The sequence below is a fragment of the Pleurocapsa sp. PCC 7319 genome, assembly GCF_000332195.1.
Taxonomy (GTDB): domain Bacteria; phylum Cyanobacteriota; class Cyanobacteriia; order Cyanobacteriales; family Xenococcaceae; genus Waterburya.
The window spans coordinates 1,337,293-1,355,824 of the sequence record NZ_KB235922.1 but is presented as its reverse complement, the minus strand read 5'-3'; the positions used below and the strand labels follow the sequence as shown (position 1 = coordinate 1,355,824).

Annotated in this window: 19 protein-coding genes, 1 pseudogene and 1 riboswitch; of the genes and pseudogenes, 10 read left to right on the top strand and 10 right to left on the bottom strand. The window is 38.5% G+C overall.

Annotated elements, in window-relative coordinates; all coding sequences use genetic code 11:
* The first annotated feature begins 67 nt into the window (after positions 1-67).
* Complete coding sequence (locus tag PLEUR7319_RS0110045) at positions 68-1,297, top strand: class I SAM-dependent methyltransferase (RefSeq protein WP_019505093.1); 1,230 nt, start codon at positions 68-70, stop codon at positions 1,295-1,297.
* 141 nt (positions 1,298-1,438) lie between these two features.
* The gene (locus PLEUR7319_RS0110040) at positions 1,439-2,680 is read left to right on the top strand and encodes a class I SAM-dependent methyltransferase (protein ID WP_019505092.1); all 1,242 of its coding nucleotides are present in this window, start codon (positions 1,439-1,441) and stop codon (positions 2,678-2,680) included.
* 201 nt (positions 2,681-2,881) lie between these two features.
* Here the strand turns inward: PLEUR7319_RS0110040 and PLEUR7319_RS0110035 are convergent, their stop codons facing one another.
* Positions 2,882-3,142 carry a helix-turn-helix transcriptional regulator gene (locus PLEUR7319_RS0110035; protein ID WP_019505091.1) on the bottom strand — a complete coding sequence of 87 codons (261 nt, stop codon included), beginning with the start codon at positions 3,140-3,142 and terminating at the stop codon, positions 2,882-2,884.
* Positions 3,143-3,746: 604 nt separating this feature from the next.
* Positions 3,747-4,967, bottom strand: a complete 1,221-nt coding sequence (locus tag PLEUR7319_RS0110030) for a DUF790 family protein (RefSeq protein ID WP_019505090.1) — start codon at positions 4,965-4,967, stop codon at positions 3,747-3,749.
* Positions 4,968-5,008: 41 nt separating this feature from the next.
* On the opposite strand from PLEUR7319_RS0110030, the gene PLEUR7319_RS0110025 reads away from it, so the two are divergent.
* The gene (locus tag PLEUR7319_RS0110025; RefSeq protein ID WP_019505089.1) at positions 5,009-5,866 is read left to right on the top strand and encodes a tetratricopeptide repeat protein; all 858 of its coding nucleotides are present in this window, start codon (positions 5,009-5,011) and stop codon (positions 5,864-5,866) included.
* Between the two features lie 71 nt (positions 5,867-5,937).
* Positions 5,938-6,906 carry an N-acetylmuramoyl-L-alanine amidase-like domain-containing protein gene (locus tag PLEUR7319_RS34810; protein WP_019505088.1) on the top strand — a complete coding sequence of 323 codons (969 nt, stop codon included), beginning with the start codon at positions 5,938-5,940 and terminating at the stop codon, positions 6,904-6,906.
* 107 nt (positions 6,907-7,013) lie between these two features.
* On the opposite strand, the gene PLEUR7319_RS0110015 is transcribed toward PLEUR7319_RS34810, so the two are convergent.
* The 5 genes and pseudogenes from PLEUR7319_RS0110015 to PLEUR7319_RS42570 all read right to left on the bottom strand — a co-directional run.
* Positions 7,014-7,661 carry a Uma2 family endonuclease gene (locus tag PLEUR7319_RS0110015; RefSeq protein WP_019505087.1) on the bottom strand — a complete coding sequence of 216 codons (648 nt, stop codon included), beginning with the start codon at positions 7,659-7,661 and terminating at the stop codon, positions 7,014-7,016.
* A gap of 250 nt (positions 7,662-7,911) precedes the next feature.
* A complete protein-coding gene (locus tag PLEUR7319_RS0110010; protein WP_019505086.1) occupies positions 7,912-8,292 on the bottom strand; it encodes a nuclear transport factor 2 family protein in 381 nt (126 codons plus the stop codon).
* 158 nt (positions 8,293-8,450) lie between these two features.
* Positions 8,451-8,645, bottom strand: a complete 195-nt coding sequence (locus PLEUR7319_RS0110005; protein ID WP_019505085.1) for a hypothetical protein — start codon at positions 8,643-8,645, stop codon at positions 8,451-8,453.
* Positions 8,646-8,756: 111 nt separating this feature from the next.
* A complete protein-coding gene (locus PLEUR7319_RS0110000; protein WP_019505084.1) occupies positions 8,757-9,353 on the bottom strand; it encodes a glutathione S-transferase family protein in 597 nt (198 codons plus the stop codon).
* Positions 9,354-9,580: 227 nt separating this feature from the next.
* Positions 9,581-9,721 (bottom strand): annotated as a pseudogene (locus tag PLEUR7319_RS42570) (ATP-dependent Clp protease proteolytic subunit); the annotation flags it as partial.
* A 110-nt stretch (positions 9,722-9,831) separates the two neighbouring features.
* A riboswitch (Glutamine riboswitch) is annotated at positions 9,832-9,908 on the top strand.
* 31 nt (positions 9,909-9,939) lie between these two features.
* Here PLEUR7319_RS42570 and PLEUR7319_RS0109990 point away from each other — a divergent pair.
* Positions 9,940-10,308, top strand: a complete 369-nt coding sequence (locus tag PLEUR7319_RS0109990; RefSeq protein ID WP_019505082.1) for a DUF4278 domain-containing protein — start codon at positions 9,940-9,942, stop codon at positions 10,306-10,308.
* A gap of 60 nt (positions 10,309-10,368) precedes the next feature.
* Here PLEUR7319_RS0109990 and PLEUR7319_RS0109985 read toward each other — a convergent pair whose 3' ends face one another.
* Together PLEUR7319_RS0109985 and PLEUR7319_RS41220 are read right to left on the bottom strand one after the other, a co-directional pair.
* Entirely contained in the window at positions 10,369-11,871 is a 1,503-nt protein-coding gene (locus PLEUR7319_RS0109985; protein WP_019505081.1) for a sodium:solute symporter family protein, read from the bottom strand.
* 205 nt (positions 11,872-12,076) lie between these two features.
* Entirely contained in the window at positions 12,077-12,232 is a 156-nt protein-coding gene (locus PLEUR7319_RS41220; protein WP_158441823.1) for a hypothetical protein, read from the bottom strand.
* Positions 12,233-12,341: 109 nt separating this feature from the next.
* Here PLEUR7319_RS41220 and PLEUR7319_RS41215 point away from each other — a divergent pair, with 109 nt between their 5' ends.
* Complete coding sequence (locus PLEUR7319_RS41215; protein ID WP_158441822.1) at positions 12,342-12,494, top strand: hypothetical protein; 153 nt, start codon at positions 12,342-12,344, stop codon at positions 12,492-12,494.
* A gap of 53 nt (positions 12,495-12,547) precedes the next feature.
* The gene (locus PLEUR7319_RS0109975) at positions 12,548-13,576 is read left to right on the top strand and encodes an isocitrate/isopropylmalate dehydrogenase family protein (protein WP_019505080.1); all 1,029 of its coding nucleotides are present in this window, start codon (positions 12,548-12,550) and stop codon (positions 13,574-13,576) included.
* 99 nt (positions 13,577-13,675) lie between these two features.
* On the opposite strand, the gene PLEUR7319_RS0109970 is transcribed toward PLEUR7319_RS0109975, so the two are convergent.
* A complete protein-coding gene (locus PLEUR7319_RS0109970; RefSeq protein WP_019505079.1) occupies positions 13,676-15,700 on the bottom strand; it encodes an NAD(P)H-quinone oxidoreductase subunit 5 in 2,025 nt (674 codons plus the stop codon).
* Between the two features lie 141 nt (positions 15,701-15,841).
* Between PLEUR7319_RS0109970 and PLEUR7319_RS0109965 the strand changes: the two genes are divergently transcribed.
* The 3 genes from PLEUR7319_RS0109965 to PLEUR7319_RS0109955 all read left to right on the top strand — a co-directional run bounded on the left by PLEUR7319_RS0109965 (position 15,842) and on the right by PLEUR7319_RS0109955 (position 18,530).
* Entirely contained in the window at positions 15,842-17,038 is a 1,197-nt protein-coding gene (locus PLEUR7319_RS0109965; RefSeq protein WP_019505078.1) for a hypothetical protein, read from the top strand.
* Positions 17,039-17,344: 306 nt separating this feature from the next.
* Positions 17,345-17,848: an NUDIX domain-containing protein gene (locus tag PLEUR7319_RS0109960; protein ID WP_019505077.1), complete on the top strand. Its 504-nt coding sequence runs from the start codon at positions 17,345-17,347 to the stop codon at positions 17,846-17,848.
* 352 nt (positions 17,849-18,200) lie between these two features.
* The gene (locus PLEUR7319_RS0109955) at positions 18,201-18,530 is read left to right on the top strand and encodes an STAS domain-containing protein (RefSeq protein WP_019505076.1); all 330 of its coding nucleotides are present in this window, start codon (positions 18,201-18,203) and stop codon (positions 18,528-18,530) included.
* The last annotated feature ends 2 nt before the right edge of the window (positions 18,531-18,532 follow it).

The following is an 18,532-nucleotide window of genomic DNA, read 5'->3' as shown; positions in this document are numbered from 1 at the left end:
GGCAATCATCATGATTGCCCTGTTAGTTCAGTTAGCACTTATATTGTTAAACACATAGTCGTCTTTTATGAATGCAAGTAAAGTAAGTTGTCTTTCTTGTGGCAATTCTGCCCTAGATTCGATTATTTCTTTTGGCTATACTGCTTTAGCAGACAATCTTCTTTCTAAGGAACAGTTGGATCTACCGGAGTATACTGCTCCCCTAGAATTAGCTTTTTGCTCTGAATGCAGTTTAGTCCAAATTACGGAAATAGTTCCTCCTGAGATTTTATTTTGCCAGGATTATCCCTATTATTCTTCTATTTCACCATCATTATTAAAGCACTTTGGCGATAGTGCTCAGAACTTAATTCAAACCAGAAAGTTAGACAGCAATAGTCTAGTCATTGAAGCAGCTAGTAATGACGGCTATATGCTCAAGAACTTTGTCGAACAAAATATTCCTGTATTAGGAATAGACCCTGCTTCTGGTCCAGTAGATAATGCTATTAAGGCTGGAGTTAAGTCTATTTGTACTTTTTTTGGTCGAGAATTGGCCCAAAAGCTGCGGGAAGAAGGTCAACAAGCAGATGTTTTTCTAGCGAATAATGTTTTGGCTCATGTGCCAGATTTAAATGGTTTTGTCGCTGGAATTGCTATCTTATTGAAAGATACAGGAGTAGCGGTAATTGAAGCTCCCTATATAGTTAATCTGGTAGATCATTGTGAATTTGATACTATCTACCATCAGCATCTTTGCTATTTTTCAGTTACAGCTTTAAACAAGCTCTTTAGGAGGCACGGTTTATTTCTCAATGATATTGAAAGAACTAAAATTCATGGCGGTTCTTTACGTCTATACATCGAACCAAAAGAGGCTGTAAAAGACTCGGTTAAATCTTTATTAAAAGCTGAACAGGAATCTGGAGTAGATCAGCTTAGCTACTATCAAAATTTTGCCGATAATGTAATCGCATTTAAATCTTCTTTGTTAGAGATTTTATGGGACTTAAAACAACAAGGTAAGAAAATTGCTGGTTATGGTGCTGCGGCTAAAGCGACAACTATGCTCAACTATTTGAGAATTGATAAAACTCTGTTGGACTATGTAGTGGATCTAAACTCCTTTAAACATGGTCGCTATATGGGGATTAATCATTTACCTATTTTTCCTCCCAGCAAACTAATAGAAGATCGGCCAGATTATGTGTTGATTTTGGCTTGGAATTTTGCCGAAGAGATTATGCTGCAGCAGCAAGAATATCGAGCCGCTGGCGGAAAATTTATTATTCCTATTCCTGAACCAAAAATTGTTTAGCTAAATTAATGTTCTCAAGATAATTTCAAATTGATTTTTTCTGGGATATAAATATTTTTCGCTAACGCAATCAAGGACACTAACTGATGAATAATAGTCAAAATTAACTAAACTAATTAGCTTCTAGGGAAGTATTAAATCATGGTACAAAATTTAGTTCCACCAACTAATCCATCTACTAATCAATTGGGATCAGACTCCCAAAAAATAGAACATTCATGTCCCAATTGTGGTCATCATGAACTATCAGTTTTTTATGAAGTTCGTGACGTTCCTGTTCATAGTTGTTTGATGATGTCGAGTCAGAAAGAAGCTGTGGATTTTCCCTCTGGAGATGTGGTATTGGGTTTCTGCGATCGCTGTGGCTTTATTACTAACACCGAGTTTGATGCTAAATGGTCAGCATATGCCCCCAACTACGAAGATCAGCAAAGCTATTCTCCTACATTTAATAAGTTTTCCCTTAGGTTAGCTAACCATTTAATTGACAAATACGATTTACACAATAAAGATATTATTGAAATCGGCTGTAGCAAGGGTGACTTTCTCTTACTACTTTGTGAACTAGGTAATAATCGTGGTGTGGGAATTGACCCGAGTGTAGTTCCTGGCAGAGTAGAAAGTAAAGCAGCGGAGCGAGTTACTTTTATTCAAGACTATTATTCTGAAAAACACGCCGAATATGTCGGCGACTTTATCTGTTGTCGCCATACTCTAGAGCATATTCAACCCACATCTGAATTTATTAAAACTGTCAGAAAGTCGATTGGCGATCGCCAAGATACGATTGTCGCATTTGAAATCCCAGACAATACTAGAGTATTGCAAGAACAAGCTTTTGAGGATATCTATTATGAGCACTGTTCTTACTTTAGTCCTGGTACTCTTGCTCGTTTATTTCGTGACAGTGGCTTTGAAGTAATAGATGTCTATTGCGACTATGGCGATCAATATCTCCTAATTGAAGCTAAGCCTGTAGCGATTCCTTCAGATAAAGTTCATCCCTTTGAAGAAACAGTTGAAGATGTTGCTAGAGATGTACAACTATTCACGGAGAAAATCACAGGCAAGCTGAACTATTGGAAACAATATCTTGAAGATGCTCAAGCCAAACAGGAAAAAGTAGTCGTTTGGGGCTCTGGTTCTAAATGCGTGGCGTTTTTGACCACCCTCAAAACTATCGACAAAATTCAATATGCTGTTGATATTAATCCCCACCGTCATGGTAAGTTCATTCCTGGAGTAGGTAAAGAAATTATGGCTCCTGAATTTCTCAAAACCTACCAACCTGACAAAGTTATTGTTATGAATGCCATTTATGTTGAAGAAATAACTCAGATGCTCAAAGATATGGGTGTCTCAACTGAGGTGGTAGCACTTTGACACTCCCATCGCTGAAAGTGCCCTAAAGGACATTGTGCCCTTGCCCTAAAGGATATATCGAAGTGTATCCCTTTAGGGACACCTTCGGATATGGTATACCGCTTCGCATAAGGGATTCTTGATTAGAAGCTATAAGCTTATAGCTTATGGCTGGGGCGAAGCCCCTTTATTTATCCCAAGTTAACTAGATTAGGTTATTGCTCATCTGCTGCAATTGTTGAATCTGACTAAAAATGGAGGCAACTGCTCAAATTGAACATTAACTGCCTCACAAAAAGCTTTCATTTGCCAGATTTGCATGGTAGGCTCACATTGCCCTTGTTCCCAACGTCTAATAGTGGAGACAGTTATTCCTATTGCACGGGCTAGTGCTTCCTGAGTTAAACGGGCGTTTTTTCGGAGCTTAGTAATCTCATGATCGGTATCTAGAACTTGATAGATAGTATTTTGAGAAGGACGCATAAGAGGTAAATTGAAAGCTAAATTGAAAGTGGCACTATTTGAAGGCAGACGGAAAGAGGAATCAGAAATCTCTTCAGCCTCAAAATGCTAAATAACCTGAATTCGGGATAAGCTGAAACACTTCTGGTGCAGTTGAGCGAAAAACCGTGATTTACGTTCAATCATAACGAGGTTAGCGGAAAAATAAGCCCAAAAAGCTTAGAGCTTATGGCTTAGAGCTTAGAGCTGACCTTACCCTTAAATTGCCTTAACCCGAACTTAGGTTAAATACTGCTCTAATTAGTGAGGAGCAGAGAAAGGTCGAGTCTTATTTTGATTGTAATCAGGAATACAAGATAATAAGAGTACTTTGATGTTCAAATTAGCGGCTGCTAATTGACCCAAATCAAAAGGTATCAAGAAAAGCTAATAGCCAGTAAAGATAAGCGAAATAAGAAATCCTGGATACACTAACAATAGTAAAATAAGCAAAAGGCGAAGTGGATAAAGAGTAGGTAGAGATTTATTGTCGAAAATGTAAAGTAAAATAAATGGTTAACCAAAGCGATTATTTTACCTATGGATTTCAACGTAATCACTCTGATATTATAGAGCTAAATAGTTTTCATCTTTCCAGAATCTCTATCACTGTCTTGGGATTGAGTTTGCTTTTGAACCAAATCAATTTGTTAGGTAAATCGGTGAATTTTACTCCCGCTTTTTCTAAATTAAGTCTTTCCGAAACAGCCAAGATTAGATTATCGGCATCACTATTTCGGACTTGATAGAATTTCTTTTGCAAATATTGTGGTCGCCAATAACCGACAATTTCAAGTAAAAATTCTCTTCCATCTGGATGTACTAAGCGAAAGTCTGGAATCATCACACTACCAGGCAGAGGAACTAAATCGACTTCTCTTTCTAATCGCCATTCTGTTTTTGCCTTAACCCAGCTTTTAGCAAAGGAAGCCTCTAACATACTGTCGTAAGGCTTACCTGGAGGGTAGTGAGAGACTAGATCACAACGATCGCTGGTTAAACTAAACTTACCAGTTTTAATATTTCCTGAATACTGATCTCGGTTTTGCAGTTTTGCTTGAAGACTCCATTTAGTCACATGAAGCAAGGCAGGAATCATTTTAGCTAAAGCCAAGCCATAGCGAGTGCTAGCTTTAAATAGGCTAGCCGGGCCATCCATAGTTAAGGTAAACCCAGTATCCGCATCTCCTTCGATATATGCCATTAATTGAAATAGCTTAATATAGCGAAATAGCAGTTTGTATTCCCCAGGATCGTTACGATGGGCATTGATAACGACACTACTAGCACGGTAAAAAACCCCCTGTACCTGGGAAAGATTATAACGATGCAGCAGAGATTCAGGGATAGGTGGCTCAAACTGAGTTAAGATGCGATTTTCTTGCAAGTCAGCATATAAGCCAGTTTCAATTTCTACACGAGATACAGGACGCTTTAATTCTCCAGAGAGAGTATGAGCGATCGCCTCAAGAGTTTCACTACGTCTACTGGGTAAAGTTACCGTCTTGGCTGCTTCAGAAAATACTCTTTGCCTCAGCACGGATGGTTCCAGAGGACTTATAATTTCAAAAGTAGAGAAAGTATTTTTGAGAAGGTGAGCCATCCCTCTTTTGACACGATAATCAGGGTTATCTCCTTCTAGCTCAAGAAGACGTCGATCCAACTCTCCTTGAGTTTTGCCTACACAATCTTGAAAACAAATAATGCTCTCCCCAGCTATGGCAAGAGTTCTGTTATTGATTTCCAATTTTTTCGGTACGATTGTTTCGCCATTGCGTTTATAAATAAGTAAGTCACTTTTTAACATTAGAACTTAAATTCAACACTTGAAATTCCATATTGAGCAAAATGTACCAGTCTCTAGAATGCCGACCCGATAGCTACCAAGAATGGTATCAACAAGGTAATCAGTTACGTGCTGAAGGCTATTATCAAGAAGCTTTGACTAGCTATAACCGCGCTTTAGATTATTATCCCCGTGATTATTGGACATGGTATCGCAAAGGTATAGTATTTGAAGCTTTAGGTTGCTATGCCGATGCCATTAGTAGTTATGCTCAAGCGATCGCAATTAAGCCTGATAATTACTGGGCATGGTATGACCAAGGATGTATTTATTTCAATGAGTTCAGCCAATATCATCAAGCGATCGCTTGCTTTGCTCAAGCTTTGGTGGCTCGTCCTCAAGACTATTGGGCTACTTACCGTACAGGAGAAGCTTGGCGTAAGTTAGAACAATATGAACAGGCAATTTCTTTTTACAATCAAGCTTTAGAATTCCGTCCTCAAGATTTTTGGGCTTTCTACCGTCGCGGAGAAGCACAACAGCATTGGAAGAAGTTAGACTTAGCTTTAGAAAGCTACGATCTAGCTTTAACTATAAAACCTGATGATTACTGGTCTTGGTATCAAAAAGGAGTAGTTTTACAGCAACTAGAGCAATTTTCCCAAGCAATTGACTGCTTTGGTCAAGCTTTAAATCTCGATGCTAAATCTGATGCGGCTTGGTATCAACAAGCTTGTTGTTATGCCCAATTAAAGAATACTAATTGGGCAATCACTAGTTTAGAAAAAGCAATTGATCTTTACCCCCAAAAATATTTAGAGTTGGCTGCCCATGAATCTGTTTGGTTGCAATTTCGTCAACAAATAGGCTTTCAATCTTTACTAACTAATAAAAGTCGTAAATATCAAATAGACCAATAAATCCAAAAAGTTTGTGTTAATTTGGAGACCTAACTTATAGAGGTCAATCTCTAATTTATAGGCAACTTTCTATGCATCGAGTAACTAACAGTTGGGTCTTTAAATTGGGCTTGGGTTTCATTATTTTTATTATTAGTAATTATTCTCAGACAACTGCTAACGTTGAACCAAATTACTTGTTAGCAGAAGAGAGCCAGATACTGCCAAAGTTTTTCGAGTTTCCCAACGCAGAAGACAGGAAAATATATCAAACAATAACTAACTACGCTATTGCCAATCAATTAGATCTGTCACCCATAGGAAATATTGTGCAAACAGTTGCTCAACAATTTTTAGGTGCTGAATACAAAGCTGGTCTATTAGATCAATCTTCTCAGGAAACTTTGTTTATTTCCCTTAAACAATTTGACTGTCTATTATTTGTCGAAACGGTAATGGCGATCGCCAAAAATATTGCTCAGCAAAATTATAGCTATCAAGCCCTTACAAGGGATGTAGAAAATCAACGCTACTGGAACGGCAAAATGAATGGTTATTGCAGTCGTTTACATTACTTTTCAGACTGGATTGCTGATAACCAACGTAGAGGAAATGTCCAGAATATTACGCCACAATTGGGAGGAGTCAATACAGTTAAGAAACTTGATTTCATGACAACTCATCGCCATAGATACCCTAATTTAGTCAAGAGTCAGGTTAACTTTGAATGCATCGCTTCAATCGAATCCAGTTTACCAGAAACATTAAACTACATCCCTACGAAAGACATTAGACAAATTTACCCTCAGCTTCAACCAGGAGATATTATCGGTGTGGCAACTAATATTGCTGGATTAGATTTTACTCACACAGGATTTATCCATCGTCAATCAGCCAAAAACTTGGGTTTCATTCACGCTTCACCCAGAGGACGAGTAGTTATCTCCCCGGATCTACAAAATTATGTGAGAAATGTTAACCAGGCAATTGGAATTGTCGTAATTCGGACGAACAAGCCACACTATCTTGATCGCGATCTAATCGATGAGGGTCGCCAGTAAACCTATCTAAAACTGATTGTGCTTCGGCTTGAATCGTAAAATCTGAGTAAATATAATCACTACTCAGGCAGCCCTGCTCTTGTACGCCTCGTCCAGACAAGGTGTCTTCAAAAATCTGGGTCGAGTGCTTGCAGAAATTCTGCTTTAATTGTGCCGTCATCTTGAGAAATCATGTTCAAATTGACGAACTGATTGACCAGATTTGAGGACAATTTTTCTAATACGTGACTGACTTCAATTAATTGATAGTCACTATCGTCAAAACGATAAAAGTTAATTTTATGTTGCTCCCACAACCAGACCTCTTTAACTTGAAACTCTTTATATTTATCCAGATCGGCGAAGCTGCCAGATGTGTAGTTGATTTCGACCGCCAAGTCTCTACTGGTAACTGTCCCCTTATAAGTTCCAATATCAAAGGATTCGTCTGGTTGTTTTCCAGCAACCTGGGCTTTTTTTAAATCAGTAGAACCTAAAGCCCAAGACTTAATATTGAAATGAACACAGTAAGTATCAATCAGTATTAAAGCAATCCTGGATAATCTTTCGTGGCTAGGCGAGGGAGACACTATTGTAATTTGATTATCAAAATAAGAAATTAAATAACTAGATTCAGCAGCAACTAGCTGTTCGTAATCTTCCCAGGTCATACCTGGCAAAATCAAAATTTGATCCTGCTGTTTAGAGCGATCACTTTTGATGGGTAAGTTCAAGCTGTCTGTAAACATAATAATTAGGGGCATTTGCACTGACATCACGAGCTGCCGAGGTTTCCTCGGCAGATGTGTCCTCTTCAATTGTACTAGGCAAGATTCGAACGCAATTCAGATGTAATTGGAAGCGATAAACCAACGGAGTCTGCTGCCATTAAACAAGCAGAAATTTCAGATAATTAACCCGAACTCAGGTTAGGTTAGTAAAAAAAGTTGAGCAGTGCTTTATTGCTTTCTCAGTTAAATTGCAAATAAATCATCAGATTTTGCCAACTACTTTTAGAGATAGGTTTTAGACAGCTACAAGACTGGAATGGGCAGCGACTATCTGCCAAATACTACTAGAAGAGAGATTCCAAATACGAGTAAATCGTAAATCATTATCGAAACCATTACTTTCGTAGCTACCGATTAAATGCACTCTAACATTAACGATCGCCACATTTTCTATCAATTGAATACGGCGAGCGGAAGGGGTCAAAGTTTCTATCTTAAACTTTCCAGATTGATGAGCAGCAAGGTCGTCTTGTTTGCCTAACACTTGACCGAGATGATTGGTGAAAATAAGTTCAGGTGCCAACAATTCATCGAGAACTTTTACATCGGAATTAAGCATTGCTAACCTAAGCCGTTCTTCAGCTTCGAGAATCTGTGTTTCAATTGGATTACTCATATCTCAATCAGTTACTTTGTAAGAGTTACAGAAATCACAAATTTCACAATTTTTATTTAATAAGCGTTGGTGAATGCGTAATGAAAACTTTTCACCAAAAGAACTGAACTCCAGCCCTAGTGATTTCGCCTGTCATATTTGAGCTGCACGCATTGCCCCTAAAGCTGCCACCAACTCACCTGAACAAAAATGCTAACTGGCTCAATCTTATTAGTCTGAATAAAATCCCCAAGAATTACTTTAAGTTTCTCTGGTGAAAAATCTGCCCCTGTTTCTACCTTTAAGCTTTTATTTTCAGACACAAATAGAGCCTTTGTGCCTCCTATATCTATTCCTATATTTTGTTTATGCATTAGTTTTACTGCCTGTTAATCTGGGATTTTTGGAGATCGCTCTTTTGTACCTGATCCATATTAATACCTGAGTAATGTTCTAGTTTGAAGCGATCTTTCGATAAATGCTAATTAATTCATACCAACGTATTTTGGTTCTGAAGCAATTCTGTCGATCCATGACTGAATTGCCGGATATTTGGTCAGGTCAAAACCCCCTTCTTCTGCTACATGGGTATAGCCATATAAGGAAATATCGGCAGTGGTTAGATTATCCCCCGTTAGGTACCTAGATTTTTTAAGCTGTTCTTCCATGACATTTAGTGCTTTATAACCGCCAGCTTGTTTAGATTCATATTCTACTTGGCGATCGCTCGGCAAGCCTAAATATTTAGCAATAAATCGAGCAACTGCTATGTAGGGTTCGTGACTGTATTGCTCAAAAAACTGCCACTGCTGAACTTTAGCCAGCTCGAAAGCATCTTGAGGTAAAAGTTTACTACCAGCAGCCAAAAAATTGATAATCGCATTGGACTCCGAAAGGTATCGACCATCAGATAACTCTAGTAAAGGAATTTTTCCATTGGGGTTTTTCTCTAAAAATTCAGGTTTTTTAGTTTCCCCTGCCAAGATGTCAACTTCTATCCAGTCATTCTCGATATCTAACAAGGCACATACAAGCTTAACTTTGTAGCAATTACCCGATTGAATATCGCCGTATATTTTCATGGTCTTTTCGTTTAATATTTGAGATATAGTTTAATATCTGTTAAATCGTTCTGACGGAGGTGATACCAAATATTATCGGTAGCACTGTAATAAATAACGGTATAGAGATAGCTTTCTTGGTCTTTATCCTGGTAATCGGGCTGTACATCCTTGATTTTGAGCTTGAGCGATCGCCCTCGTTCGTCAAAGTTAGTTAGGGTTGCCCCAACAAGCTCCTTTCCCTGTAAAAAAGATGTCGAGCCTGGCGAGTTGATATAGAGATAAATGCCTTTTTCAGGGTCTTCTGCTTCCAGGAAAAGCATTTGCGCCACGATTCGATTTGCCATTTCAGGCTCAACCGTTTCTGCTAGGAAAATAATCCGCTCTCGTGCTCATAACGACTATGGATTGTTTTGGAGTATAGAATTTGTAACCAAAATTAAAACTCCCTATTCAAATTCAATGGAATTCTTGATTATCATAAAAATATAATAATTAAATCGTTCATCTTTTCCACAATCGCTTTAGGAAAGACGGAAGTAAGGAATAACTCAAATAATCCTGAAGGAACGCACCTCATAATATCCTGGTAATAGAGGTGAATCCCATGAAACTAATTTATAGGGGAGTACAGTATAACGAAGCAAATCCAGATCTTTCAATCTCTCTAGTAGAAGCAAAAAAGAAAGAAATAGTTTATCGTGGCAATTCTTTGAGAGCCAGTATTAATCCTAAATTTCCTTGGATCTCATATATAAAACAGCTTTTTTACAAGTCTGAAGTCAAACCAATTCTCGACCCCATCACCTTTTGGTATGAACATAAAAGAGAATTTCTCAAAGATTGTTGGTCTTTAGATGATGTAGAAAGATTAGATCGGGCTTGGGATTTAACTATACAACTCGAAAAAGCCAAGACATTCAAGCCAAAGCAGAAAATCAAACTAAAATATCGTGGTATCACATACTATCGTTAATTTAGGCGATCGCTCTCTGTATATTTTTAATTGTTCAATTGAAGAGCGATCACTATGTATTTACTTACGATAAGTTGGGGCGACTCTTTCTTCAGAGCGCATCAAGTTTCTGGAATTTTTATTGTCTCCTGTTAAGTTAGAAATAATTACAAATGCTGCCAATCCCACTAAAGGACTAATTAAAGTAGGAAAGCCATCAAAATCGGCGGTTAAGATATTGTTAGGTATGTATAGCAGGGTGTTATCAATGCCAAATGTTGTGGGCATCAAGGCAAACAATAGCAGTCGCGTGAAAGAGCCTAAAATAATACAAGACAATGCACCTTGCCAAGTTGCTCCCCTCCAATAAAGTCCTCCTGCTAAAGGAACGAGTAAACCTGCAAAACCCAGATCGAAAGCTAGTAATAATAAAACTCCAGTTTGAGGAACTTTTAAGGCAAAAAATACTCCCATTGTTGTAATTACAAAAGCCATTACCCGGGTTAGCAGCAATAATCTGTCTCCTGCTGCATTATGGTCGTCGGAATTAATGCCGATGACATTATGGGCAATAACGGAAGAAGTACCAAGGATTGCGCCATCAGCGGTGGAGAGAGAAGCGGAAAGAATTGCCACAATTACTAATAATCCCAATATTGGTGGGACAACACCGTTGAGGAGAGCATAAAGAATTGGACCATCGGGAGTAATCCCCGCATCAGCCAAAATTTGGGGAGCAGACAGAGCAATTAAAGAAAAAGGAACGCCAATAATTATTGTGCCAGCAGAGCCAATCAAGCAACCTCTTTGGGCAGTTTCAGGGCTTTCGGCAGCAAAAATACGCGCCATAAAGTCGATCGCCACAATATCTCCTAATCCTAATGCCAGTAAAGTTGCCCAATTAATAGCAGCACCAGCAGCAGGATCGCTTAGTTGAGCCAACGCTAAAGGACCAGTATCCGCAGGTATTTCTAAACCAAAGTTAGTAGCCATAAAAGCTAATAGCCCGATCGAACCTACAAAAGCAATACCTACTTGAATAGCATCAGTATAGGCTACAGCAAACAACCCCCCACTAGCAGTGTAAATAAAAACGGTAATTGCCAGTAGCATTACTCCTGCGGTGTAAGTCGTACCCAAAAAAGCTTGAAATAGATAGCCTCCCGCAACTAAATTACCCGCTAGTAAAAAGGAAAAGCTCAATACCATCAGTAAAGAAGCTACAACCTCGGTTTTACGATTATACTTAACTCGATAGAAATCTGGCAGGGTAATTAAACCCATACGATTCATAGGTTTGGCAAAAAACAGAGCGGTTAAAAATAAACATAGTGCTAACCCAATCGGTAAAGATGCACCAGCCCAAAAGCCAAACTCGGCTGCTAAATCGGTATTACCCAAAGTGGCATTAGAGTCTACCGATTGTGCCATCAAGGTGGATGCTGCTAAGGGTAATACTAATCCTCTTCCAGCAACTAGATAGTTTTCGCTATCTCCTTTGACTTGTTTGGCTGCCCACATTCCAATAGCTAAGGTGGCAACTAAAAATAGAATTATTCCCCAAAACAGAAGTTTTTCTGTCATGATTACTCCTGGTTAATTTTGATCGTTTATGATTTGTTACCTAGATTGCTATTGAATGTCATCGTTAGATAACAAATCATGGCTTTTTCCTCTTTAGATTTGGGAACTTAGTCTTTTATGCCAAATCGAGAAAAACGATATTACCACTTTTCACTAAAAGGTCTAATCTCAACATCAAATGACCAAGCCGATCGCGCCTGATGAGCTAAGCTACGTGAAATACTTCTTTCACAATATCTTCGGGTTGACAAAAGAAGTCAGGAGATAGGCTTTCATTACGTTCTAAGGGGGCTCTAACTGCATTGTGAATCAGTACTGAAGGATGTCCTATTTGCGATCGCACTGCTTCTATAGTTGCCAATAGTGCCTGTAAATCTCCTACATCGCAAACATAAGCTTTGGTATTGGGAAGTTCGCTTTCTAGTTTTTTTAGGCGATCGAGAATAACCAGGGAAAGATTACTTTCCCATATGCCATCATCTGTTCAAACAGAAAGAACTATTGACGGACGTTTAATGCGAGAACAAAATATTCAAGGAGATTTTGTCATTGTCCCTGCCAACACAAGTCATCATAAAAAAAGCTACTCAAAGAGAAAAGAGAGCATTAAAAGGAGCGGATAAAATTGGCTTAAGAGTAGGAAAAGTTTTAAATAAATTTAAAGTAGGAAAATTTTTTGAGAAAGTATCACATCGTAGCGTTACCAGGAGAAGGTATTGGCAAGGAAGTTGTTCCTGCAGCGATCACTATCTTGAAACGTTTAGCAGAGCTACACGGCTTTTCAGTCAGCATAGAATACGGTTTAATTGGTCAAGCAGCTTTAAAAGAATTGGGAGCTTATTTCCCTGAAGAGACAGCACAACTATGCCAAGGAAAAGATGGGATTTTATTTGGAGCAGTATCTCAAGGCGGATTATTGGAATTACGTCAGCGTTTTGATTTTTTTGCTAATTTACGTCCAGTCAAAGTTTTTCCCAGTCTGATAGATAAATCGTCTCTTAAGTCTGAGATGCTAGAAGGTGTTGATATTTTGTTTGTGCGGGAACTGGTTAGCGGTATTTATTTTGGTGCATCTGGAAGAACCCAAGAAAATACCTCTGGTTATCATACAATGACCTATAGCGATCGCGATATTAGAAGAATAGCTAGAATTGCACTGACTAAAGCGCAACAACGTCGTGGTTTACTAACTGTTGCTCATAAGGAAAATGCTTTACCTCATTTGCCTTGGACTCGTTTGGTATTCCAAGAAGCGGTGAGTTTTCCTGAGGTAACAGTTACGGGAATGCTGGTGGATAATTTAGCAATGCAATTGGTGATCGATCCCCAACAGTTTGATGTGATTTTGGCGGGAAATCTCTTTGGAGATATCCTGAGCGACTTAGGGGGAGCATTGGTCGGCTCTATTGGCTTATTAGGCTCGGCTAGTCTAAATAGTTCTGGATTTGCTATGTACGAGGCAATTCACGGCACAGCACCAGCGATCGCAGGTCAAGGAATCGCTAATCCTCTAGGTACTCTAGCCAGTGTAGTCATGATGCTAGAACAATGGGGAGAATTGGGAGCTGTTCAAAGCTTAAAACAAGCTCAAACTAAAATTTTAGAGTGTGGTTATCGGACTGCTGATTTAAATCCTCAGGCTCCAGAAATTTTAGTTAATACAGAACAATTAATTGAGCTGCTGTTAAATGAATTATCAAAATGATATTGAGTACAATTAAACGAAAAAGCGATCACCCCAAGAGCGATCGCTTGTTAGTTTTCAAAGTCAATAGCCAGAAAAGTAGAAATTAACTGAATTGTATTAGGAAAGACTAAACACCAAGACAAATCCCAAAACTGCCGCAAACACAATCAAAGCATAGAATTGAGCGCGACCGTTTTCCAGATATTTCAAGCCTTCACCACTGAGTACCGTTACTAAACCAGTGAGATTTACTGCACCATCTACTACACGGTAATCTACCTCCATAATTTGTCTAGCTATACGACGACAGCCAACGACAAACACTTCGTTATATATATCGTCGATATACCATTTGTTGAGGGAAAGGCGATAGAGAGCAGGATATTTCTTGGCGATCGCAACGGGATCGATTTTTTTGGCACGATACATCAATATGGCAACGATAATTCCAGTAACGGCGATCGCTACTGACAACCCAGCCATAATTAGGAATTCATTCCAGTCAAAAGCATGAGTAGCTTCAGCGATTACTTCTCCTGGGGCGTGAATAAATTCTTCAAAATAGTTTTCCCAAGGACGACCAATCAAACCAATACCAATAGAAGGTACTGCTAAAACTACTAGAGGTAACGCCATTGTTAAAGGAGACTCATGAGGAGACTCACTGTGACCATGACTATCAGCTTCTTTGGTATCCATTGCTCCAGGACCAAAAGCCAATCCTGCTTCGGTCATCAACTGTTGTTTGATGCCAGCATTATTACCGCGAAACTCTCCTTCAAAGGTCATAAAGTACATTCGGAACATATAGAATGCCGTTAAGCCAGCAGTTGCCCATCCGACAAACCAAAGAATCGGATTAGCCTGGAAAGCTTGTCCAAGGATTTCGTCTTTTGACCAGAAACCAGCGAAGGGAGGAATTCCACAAATTGCTAATGTACCAATCAAGAAAGCACCAGAGGTAATAGGCATATACTTTCTCAAGCCACCCATCAGTCGCATATCCTGAGCCAAAAGAGGATTATGTCCTACCACATCTTCCATGCCATGAATTACCGAACCAGAACAAAGGAATAGCATCGCTTTAAAATAAGCATGGGTCATCAGGTGGAATAAACCAGCACTGTATGAACCAATACCCATTGCCATTACCATATAGCCCAGTTGAGACATCGTTGAATATGCGAGACCTTTTTTGATGTCATTTTGAGTTAAGGCAATAGTTGCACCCAGAAACGCTGTAAATGCTCCAGTCCAGGCAATAGTATCCATTGCCAAAGGCACATGTTCAAAAACGGGATACATCCGCGCGATTAGAAATACCCCAGCAGCAACCATTGTGGCAGCATGAATTAGAGCTGAGATAGGTGTAGGACCCTCCATCGCGTCTGGTAGCCAAACATGAAGTGGAAATTGAGCTGACTTGGCTACTGGTCCTAGAAAGACCAAAATAGCAAAAAAGGTGGCGACGAAAGCGCTTAGCGACCCATTAGAAACTAAGTCTCCCAGGCGATCGCCCATACCCACAAACTCAAAACTACCTGTTGCCCAGTAAAGCCCCAGCATCCCCAGTAAGAGACCAAAGTCACCGACACGGTTGGTGACAAATGCCTTTTGACAAGCATCAGCTGCGGGTTGACGATCAAACCAAAACCCAATTAACAGGTAGGAACACATTCCCACCAATTCCCAGAAAATATAAATTTGCACAAGGTTAGGACTAATCACTAGCCCCAACATCGAAGAACTAAATATACTCAAATAGGCGTAAAAGCGGACATAACTGGGGTCATGAGCCATGTAGCCATCGGTGTAAATCATCACCAAGAAGGCTACTGTGGTGACAATTACCAACATTAAGGCACTGAGATGATCAATGGTATAACCCATTGTCAAATGAAAATCTCCTGCCGCAGCCCACTCGATACTGTGGGTGTAAACTTCATGTCCGTGAATTTGACTCCACAGAATGGCAAAAGACATCACCATTGCCATACCAATGATGGAGACGATAAAAATAGCAACTATCTGACGTAATTTGTTAGTTGCTTTATTAAAAGAGATTAAACCAATTCCGACAACCATCGCCCCTAGTAAAGGCAACAGAGGAATTAGCCAAGCATACTGATAAAGCGGTTCCATTTTTTAGTTCTAAATTATGATAGATTGCTTAACTATTTGATGATTACCGCTAATCATTGTTACATATACAATTCTTTAATCCTATCTTTAGAGATTAAGATTGTATCTAATGTTAGAGAATCGAGATGAATTAGTGGAATTATGATTCGCATTAAAGGAGTGGTCAAAACGGCAAACGAAGTACAACACGCCCTACAAAATGGTATTCTTGCCTCTGAAGCTAATTCTTTTAAAAAGTTTGTCAAGCGATCACTCAAGGAAATTGAACAAATTTGCGATCGCCATAATACCTCTCCTAGTCAACTACCGAAACCGTCACGAAATGCCTACAATTATCTTAAAAGTGTTGATTTATCAAATCTGCCGTTAGTTAAAATTCCACAATCAACTAAAAAACCTCCCATTAAATCGTCAACTTTACGCCTCAAAAATGTAGTTAAGCAGCAAAGTATAATTCAAACAAAGATTGACAATACAGTTCAAAATCAAACTCTTGATGACACCAGTTGTCTACGAATAACTCTACAAAAACATGCCACAGAAATAGAAAATATTTGTCACAATAAACAACTGACTCCCACAGATTTAGCTACTCCCTCTCGCAGAGCTTATTCTTGGATGAAATTTTTAAGTAATTCTGATAATTTACAGCTACATTTAAATGCTGTTACCCGCGGTTATGAGCTGGCTCACAAAATTATTAAAAACAATCGCCTTAATAAGCAAATTTCAATTACTTTTGGTAACTATAGTGGCTTATATAAATATAAAACCCATCGCCATCCGAGTAATCTAATTGAGATTCAGTTGAGTGAAGGTTTTATCCGTGCTGATGATTCCTTACTAGAAATCATTATTAAATCGGCTTTGCTAGGAAAAAATAAAATCGATAATCATCAGCAAAGTATTCGTAAATTCAGTATGACAGATGAATATTGTGATCTGGTTTTAGAATTAGATTTAATTGCTGATATTGATGCCGAAAAAAGCCAAGGCAACTATTACGATTTAGAACAGCTATTTGCCAATATTAATCGTCAATATTTCGCTAACAAGATGGCTAAACCTCGCCTAACTTGGAATCAAATCTCAACTAAACGTAAGCTAGGTCATTACGAGCGTACTAAAGACCGAGTTGTGATTAGTCGCACTTTAGATCGGCAAAGTGTTCCCAAGATGGTAGTAGAACTAGTTCTATATCATGAGTTGTTACATAAATATTACGGAGTGCAATTTGTAAACGGTAAGTTTAGGGTGCATACTTCTGAATTTCGCCGTAGTGAACAAGAATATCAACACTATCAAGCAGCAACTAAATGGATTAATAACAATATTTAGTTAAGGACAGACAGAAAGACGCATGAGAAAACTGAGGATAATTGAAAAAAGTTGCTACAAATAAATATTATTAGCGATCGCACTGTAGCTCTTAGACAAGCAGTAAGTTATATTGGCGAACGCGTATCAATTTTGGTCGCGACATAATTACTCAAGTAATTGGGTAATTTGTTATTTACTAGTTTCAAATTCTGTAACGACATATTAGTGTCATTACTTAGTCATAGTTTTGTCATCAAAATTTTCTAAGCTGTGAATATTCATAATTTTGCATAACCTGAAATTGAATAACTAAAGGTGTTTTTAATGTCTCAGTCTATTACCGTGTCTGGCAATCGCTCTTTTCGATTCAAATTTAACTGGCGATCTCTATCCCATTCAATTTTAGGGCTAATTTGCCCTTTTCCCTTTCCTGGTACTGGAGTCATCGCCTTGTTACCTGACAATAAACTCGTCTTGATTCGACGGAGGGATACCCGACTTTGGGCTTTGCCAGGAGGAATGATGAAATGGGGAGAGAGTGTCGAGGAAACAGCAAGTCGTGAATTAACTGAAGAAACTGGTCTAGAGGTAATTAAAGTAAAAGGTTTGGCTGGTGTTTATTCTACACGCGATCGCGATCCCAGATTTCACTCTATCTGTACAGTTGTAGTCGCTAAAGTACGAGGAGAAATAAAGATCAAAGATAAGTTGGAAATCATCGAGGCCAAAGCCTTTGATTTAGATGATCTACCTCCAGCAGAGGAGCTTTCTTTTGATAATGCCCAGCATATACAGAATTATTTAGCAGGCTCAATTATGCTTGGGTAGAAATATCTACTAACTCCTCTGAAGCTACTTCCTTGACTAGTAAGCCTGTAGCATCATGCGAATTTTTTCTGATCTAACTTGTCGCCGATAGTAAATAGTATCAAAAGTGTCGGTATAAGTTTATCAGCAATTTAGGCAATAAATAATATCTAGTCAAGTTTTTATATTCTTTTAATAGTTTTAACCAGACACATCAAAACCAGTTTTTGAACAGAACATAAGATGTTTAAAAATGAGGTTAATTAAAACGATTAATTTAAAATTCTATTGTTCTATTTTTTAGTGAAAAATGGGAACTATTATATAAATAAATATATGACTTACTATCTCAAAGTAAGTAGGAGTATTTTATATGACAACTAATTTTAAAATTATACAACCAGAAGGTATTTTGGATAGTGTTAATACCAATGATCTACGCCGCGAAATTCTAGATCTGATTAATAGTGGGGTCAAAATTGTTTTGGTAAATTTACAGGACATTACCTTTATGAATAGCTCGGGGATGGGAGCCTTGGTTGCTACCCTAAAAGCAGTTAAAGCTGCTGGAGGAGAATTAGCTCTTTGTTCTTTGAGCGATCAAGTACGCATAATTTTTGAACTCTCCAGAATGGATCGTATATTTCAGGTTTATGGCGATCGCCAAGAATTTGAAGCCAAGTATACCGTAAGTGCCAATTAACT

Bases quoted from the DNA above. Each gene is read 5' to 3' on its own strand.
- PLEUR7319_RS0110045 (WP_019505093.1), top strand. From the start codon at position 68: ATGAATGCAAGTAAAGTAAGTTGTCTTTCTTGTGGCAATTCTGCCCTA.
- PLEUR7319_RS0110040 (WP_019505092.1), top strand. From the start codon at position 1,439: ATGGTACAAAATTTAGTTCCACCAACTAATCCATCTACTAATCAATTG.
- PLEUR7319_RS0110035 (WP_019505091.1), bottom strand. From the start codon at position 3,142: ATGCGTCCTTCTCAAAATACTATCTATCAAGTTCTAGATACCGATCAT.
- PLEUR7319_RS0110030 (WP_019505090.1), bottom strand. From the start codon at position 4,967: ATGTTAAAAAGTGACTTACTTATTTATAAACGCAATGGCGAAACAATC.
- PLEUR7319_RS0110025 (WP_019505089.1), top strand. From the start codon at position 5,009: ATGTACCAGTCTCTAGAATGCCGACCCGATAGCTACCAAGAATGGTAT.
- PLEUR7319_RS34810 (WP_019505088.1), top strand. From the start codon at position 5,938: ATGCATCGAGTAACTAACAGTTGGGTCTTTAAATTGGGCTTGGGTTTC.
- PLEUR7319_RS0110015 (WP_019505087.1), bottom strand. From the start codon at position 7,661: ATGTCAGTGCAAATGCCCCTAATTATTATGTTTACAGACAGCTTGAAC.
- PLEUR7319_RS0110010 (WP_019505086.1), bottom strand. From the start codon at position 8,292: ATGAGTAATCCAATTGAAACACAGATTCTCGAAGCTGAAGAACGGCTT.
- PLEUR7319_RS0110005 (WP_019505085.1), bottom strand. From the start codon at position 8,645: ATGCATAAACAAAATATAGGAATAGATATAGGAGGCACAAAGGCTCTA.
- PLEUR7319_RS0110000 (WP_019505084.1), bottom strand. From the start codon at position 9,353: ATGAAAATATACGGCGATATTCAATCGGGTAATTGCTACAAAGTTAAG.
- PLEUR7319_RS0109990 (WP_019505082.1), top strand. From the start codon at position 9,940: ATGAAACTAATTTATAGGGGAGTACAGTATAACGAAGCAAATCCAGAT.
- PLEUR7319_RS0109985 (WP_019505081.1), bottom strand. From the start codon at position 11,871: ATGACAGAAAAACTTCTGTTTTGGGGAATAATTCTATTTTTAGTTGCC.
- PLEUR7319_RS41215 (WP_158441822.1), top strand. From the start codon at position 12,342: ATGCCATCATCTGTTCAAACAGAAAGAACTATTGACGGACGTTTAATG.
- PLEUR7319_RS0109970 (WP_019505079.1), bottom strand. From the start codon at position 15,700: ATGGAACCGCTTTATCAGTATGCTTGGCTAATTCCTCTGTTGCCTTTA.
- PLEUR7319_RS0109965 (WP_019505078.1), top strand. From the start codon at position 15,842: ATGATTCGCATTAAAGGAGTGGTCAAAACGGCAAACGAAGTACAACAC.
- PLEUR7319_RS0109960 (WP_019505077.1), top strand. From the start codon at position 17,345: ATGTCTCAGTCTATTACCGTGTCTGGCAATCGCTCTTTTCGATTCAAA.
- PLEUR7319_RS0109955 (WP_019505076.1), top strand. From the start codon at position 18,201: ATGACAACTAATTTTAAAATTATACAACCAGAAGGTATTTTGGATAGT.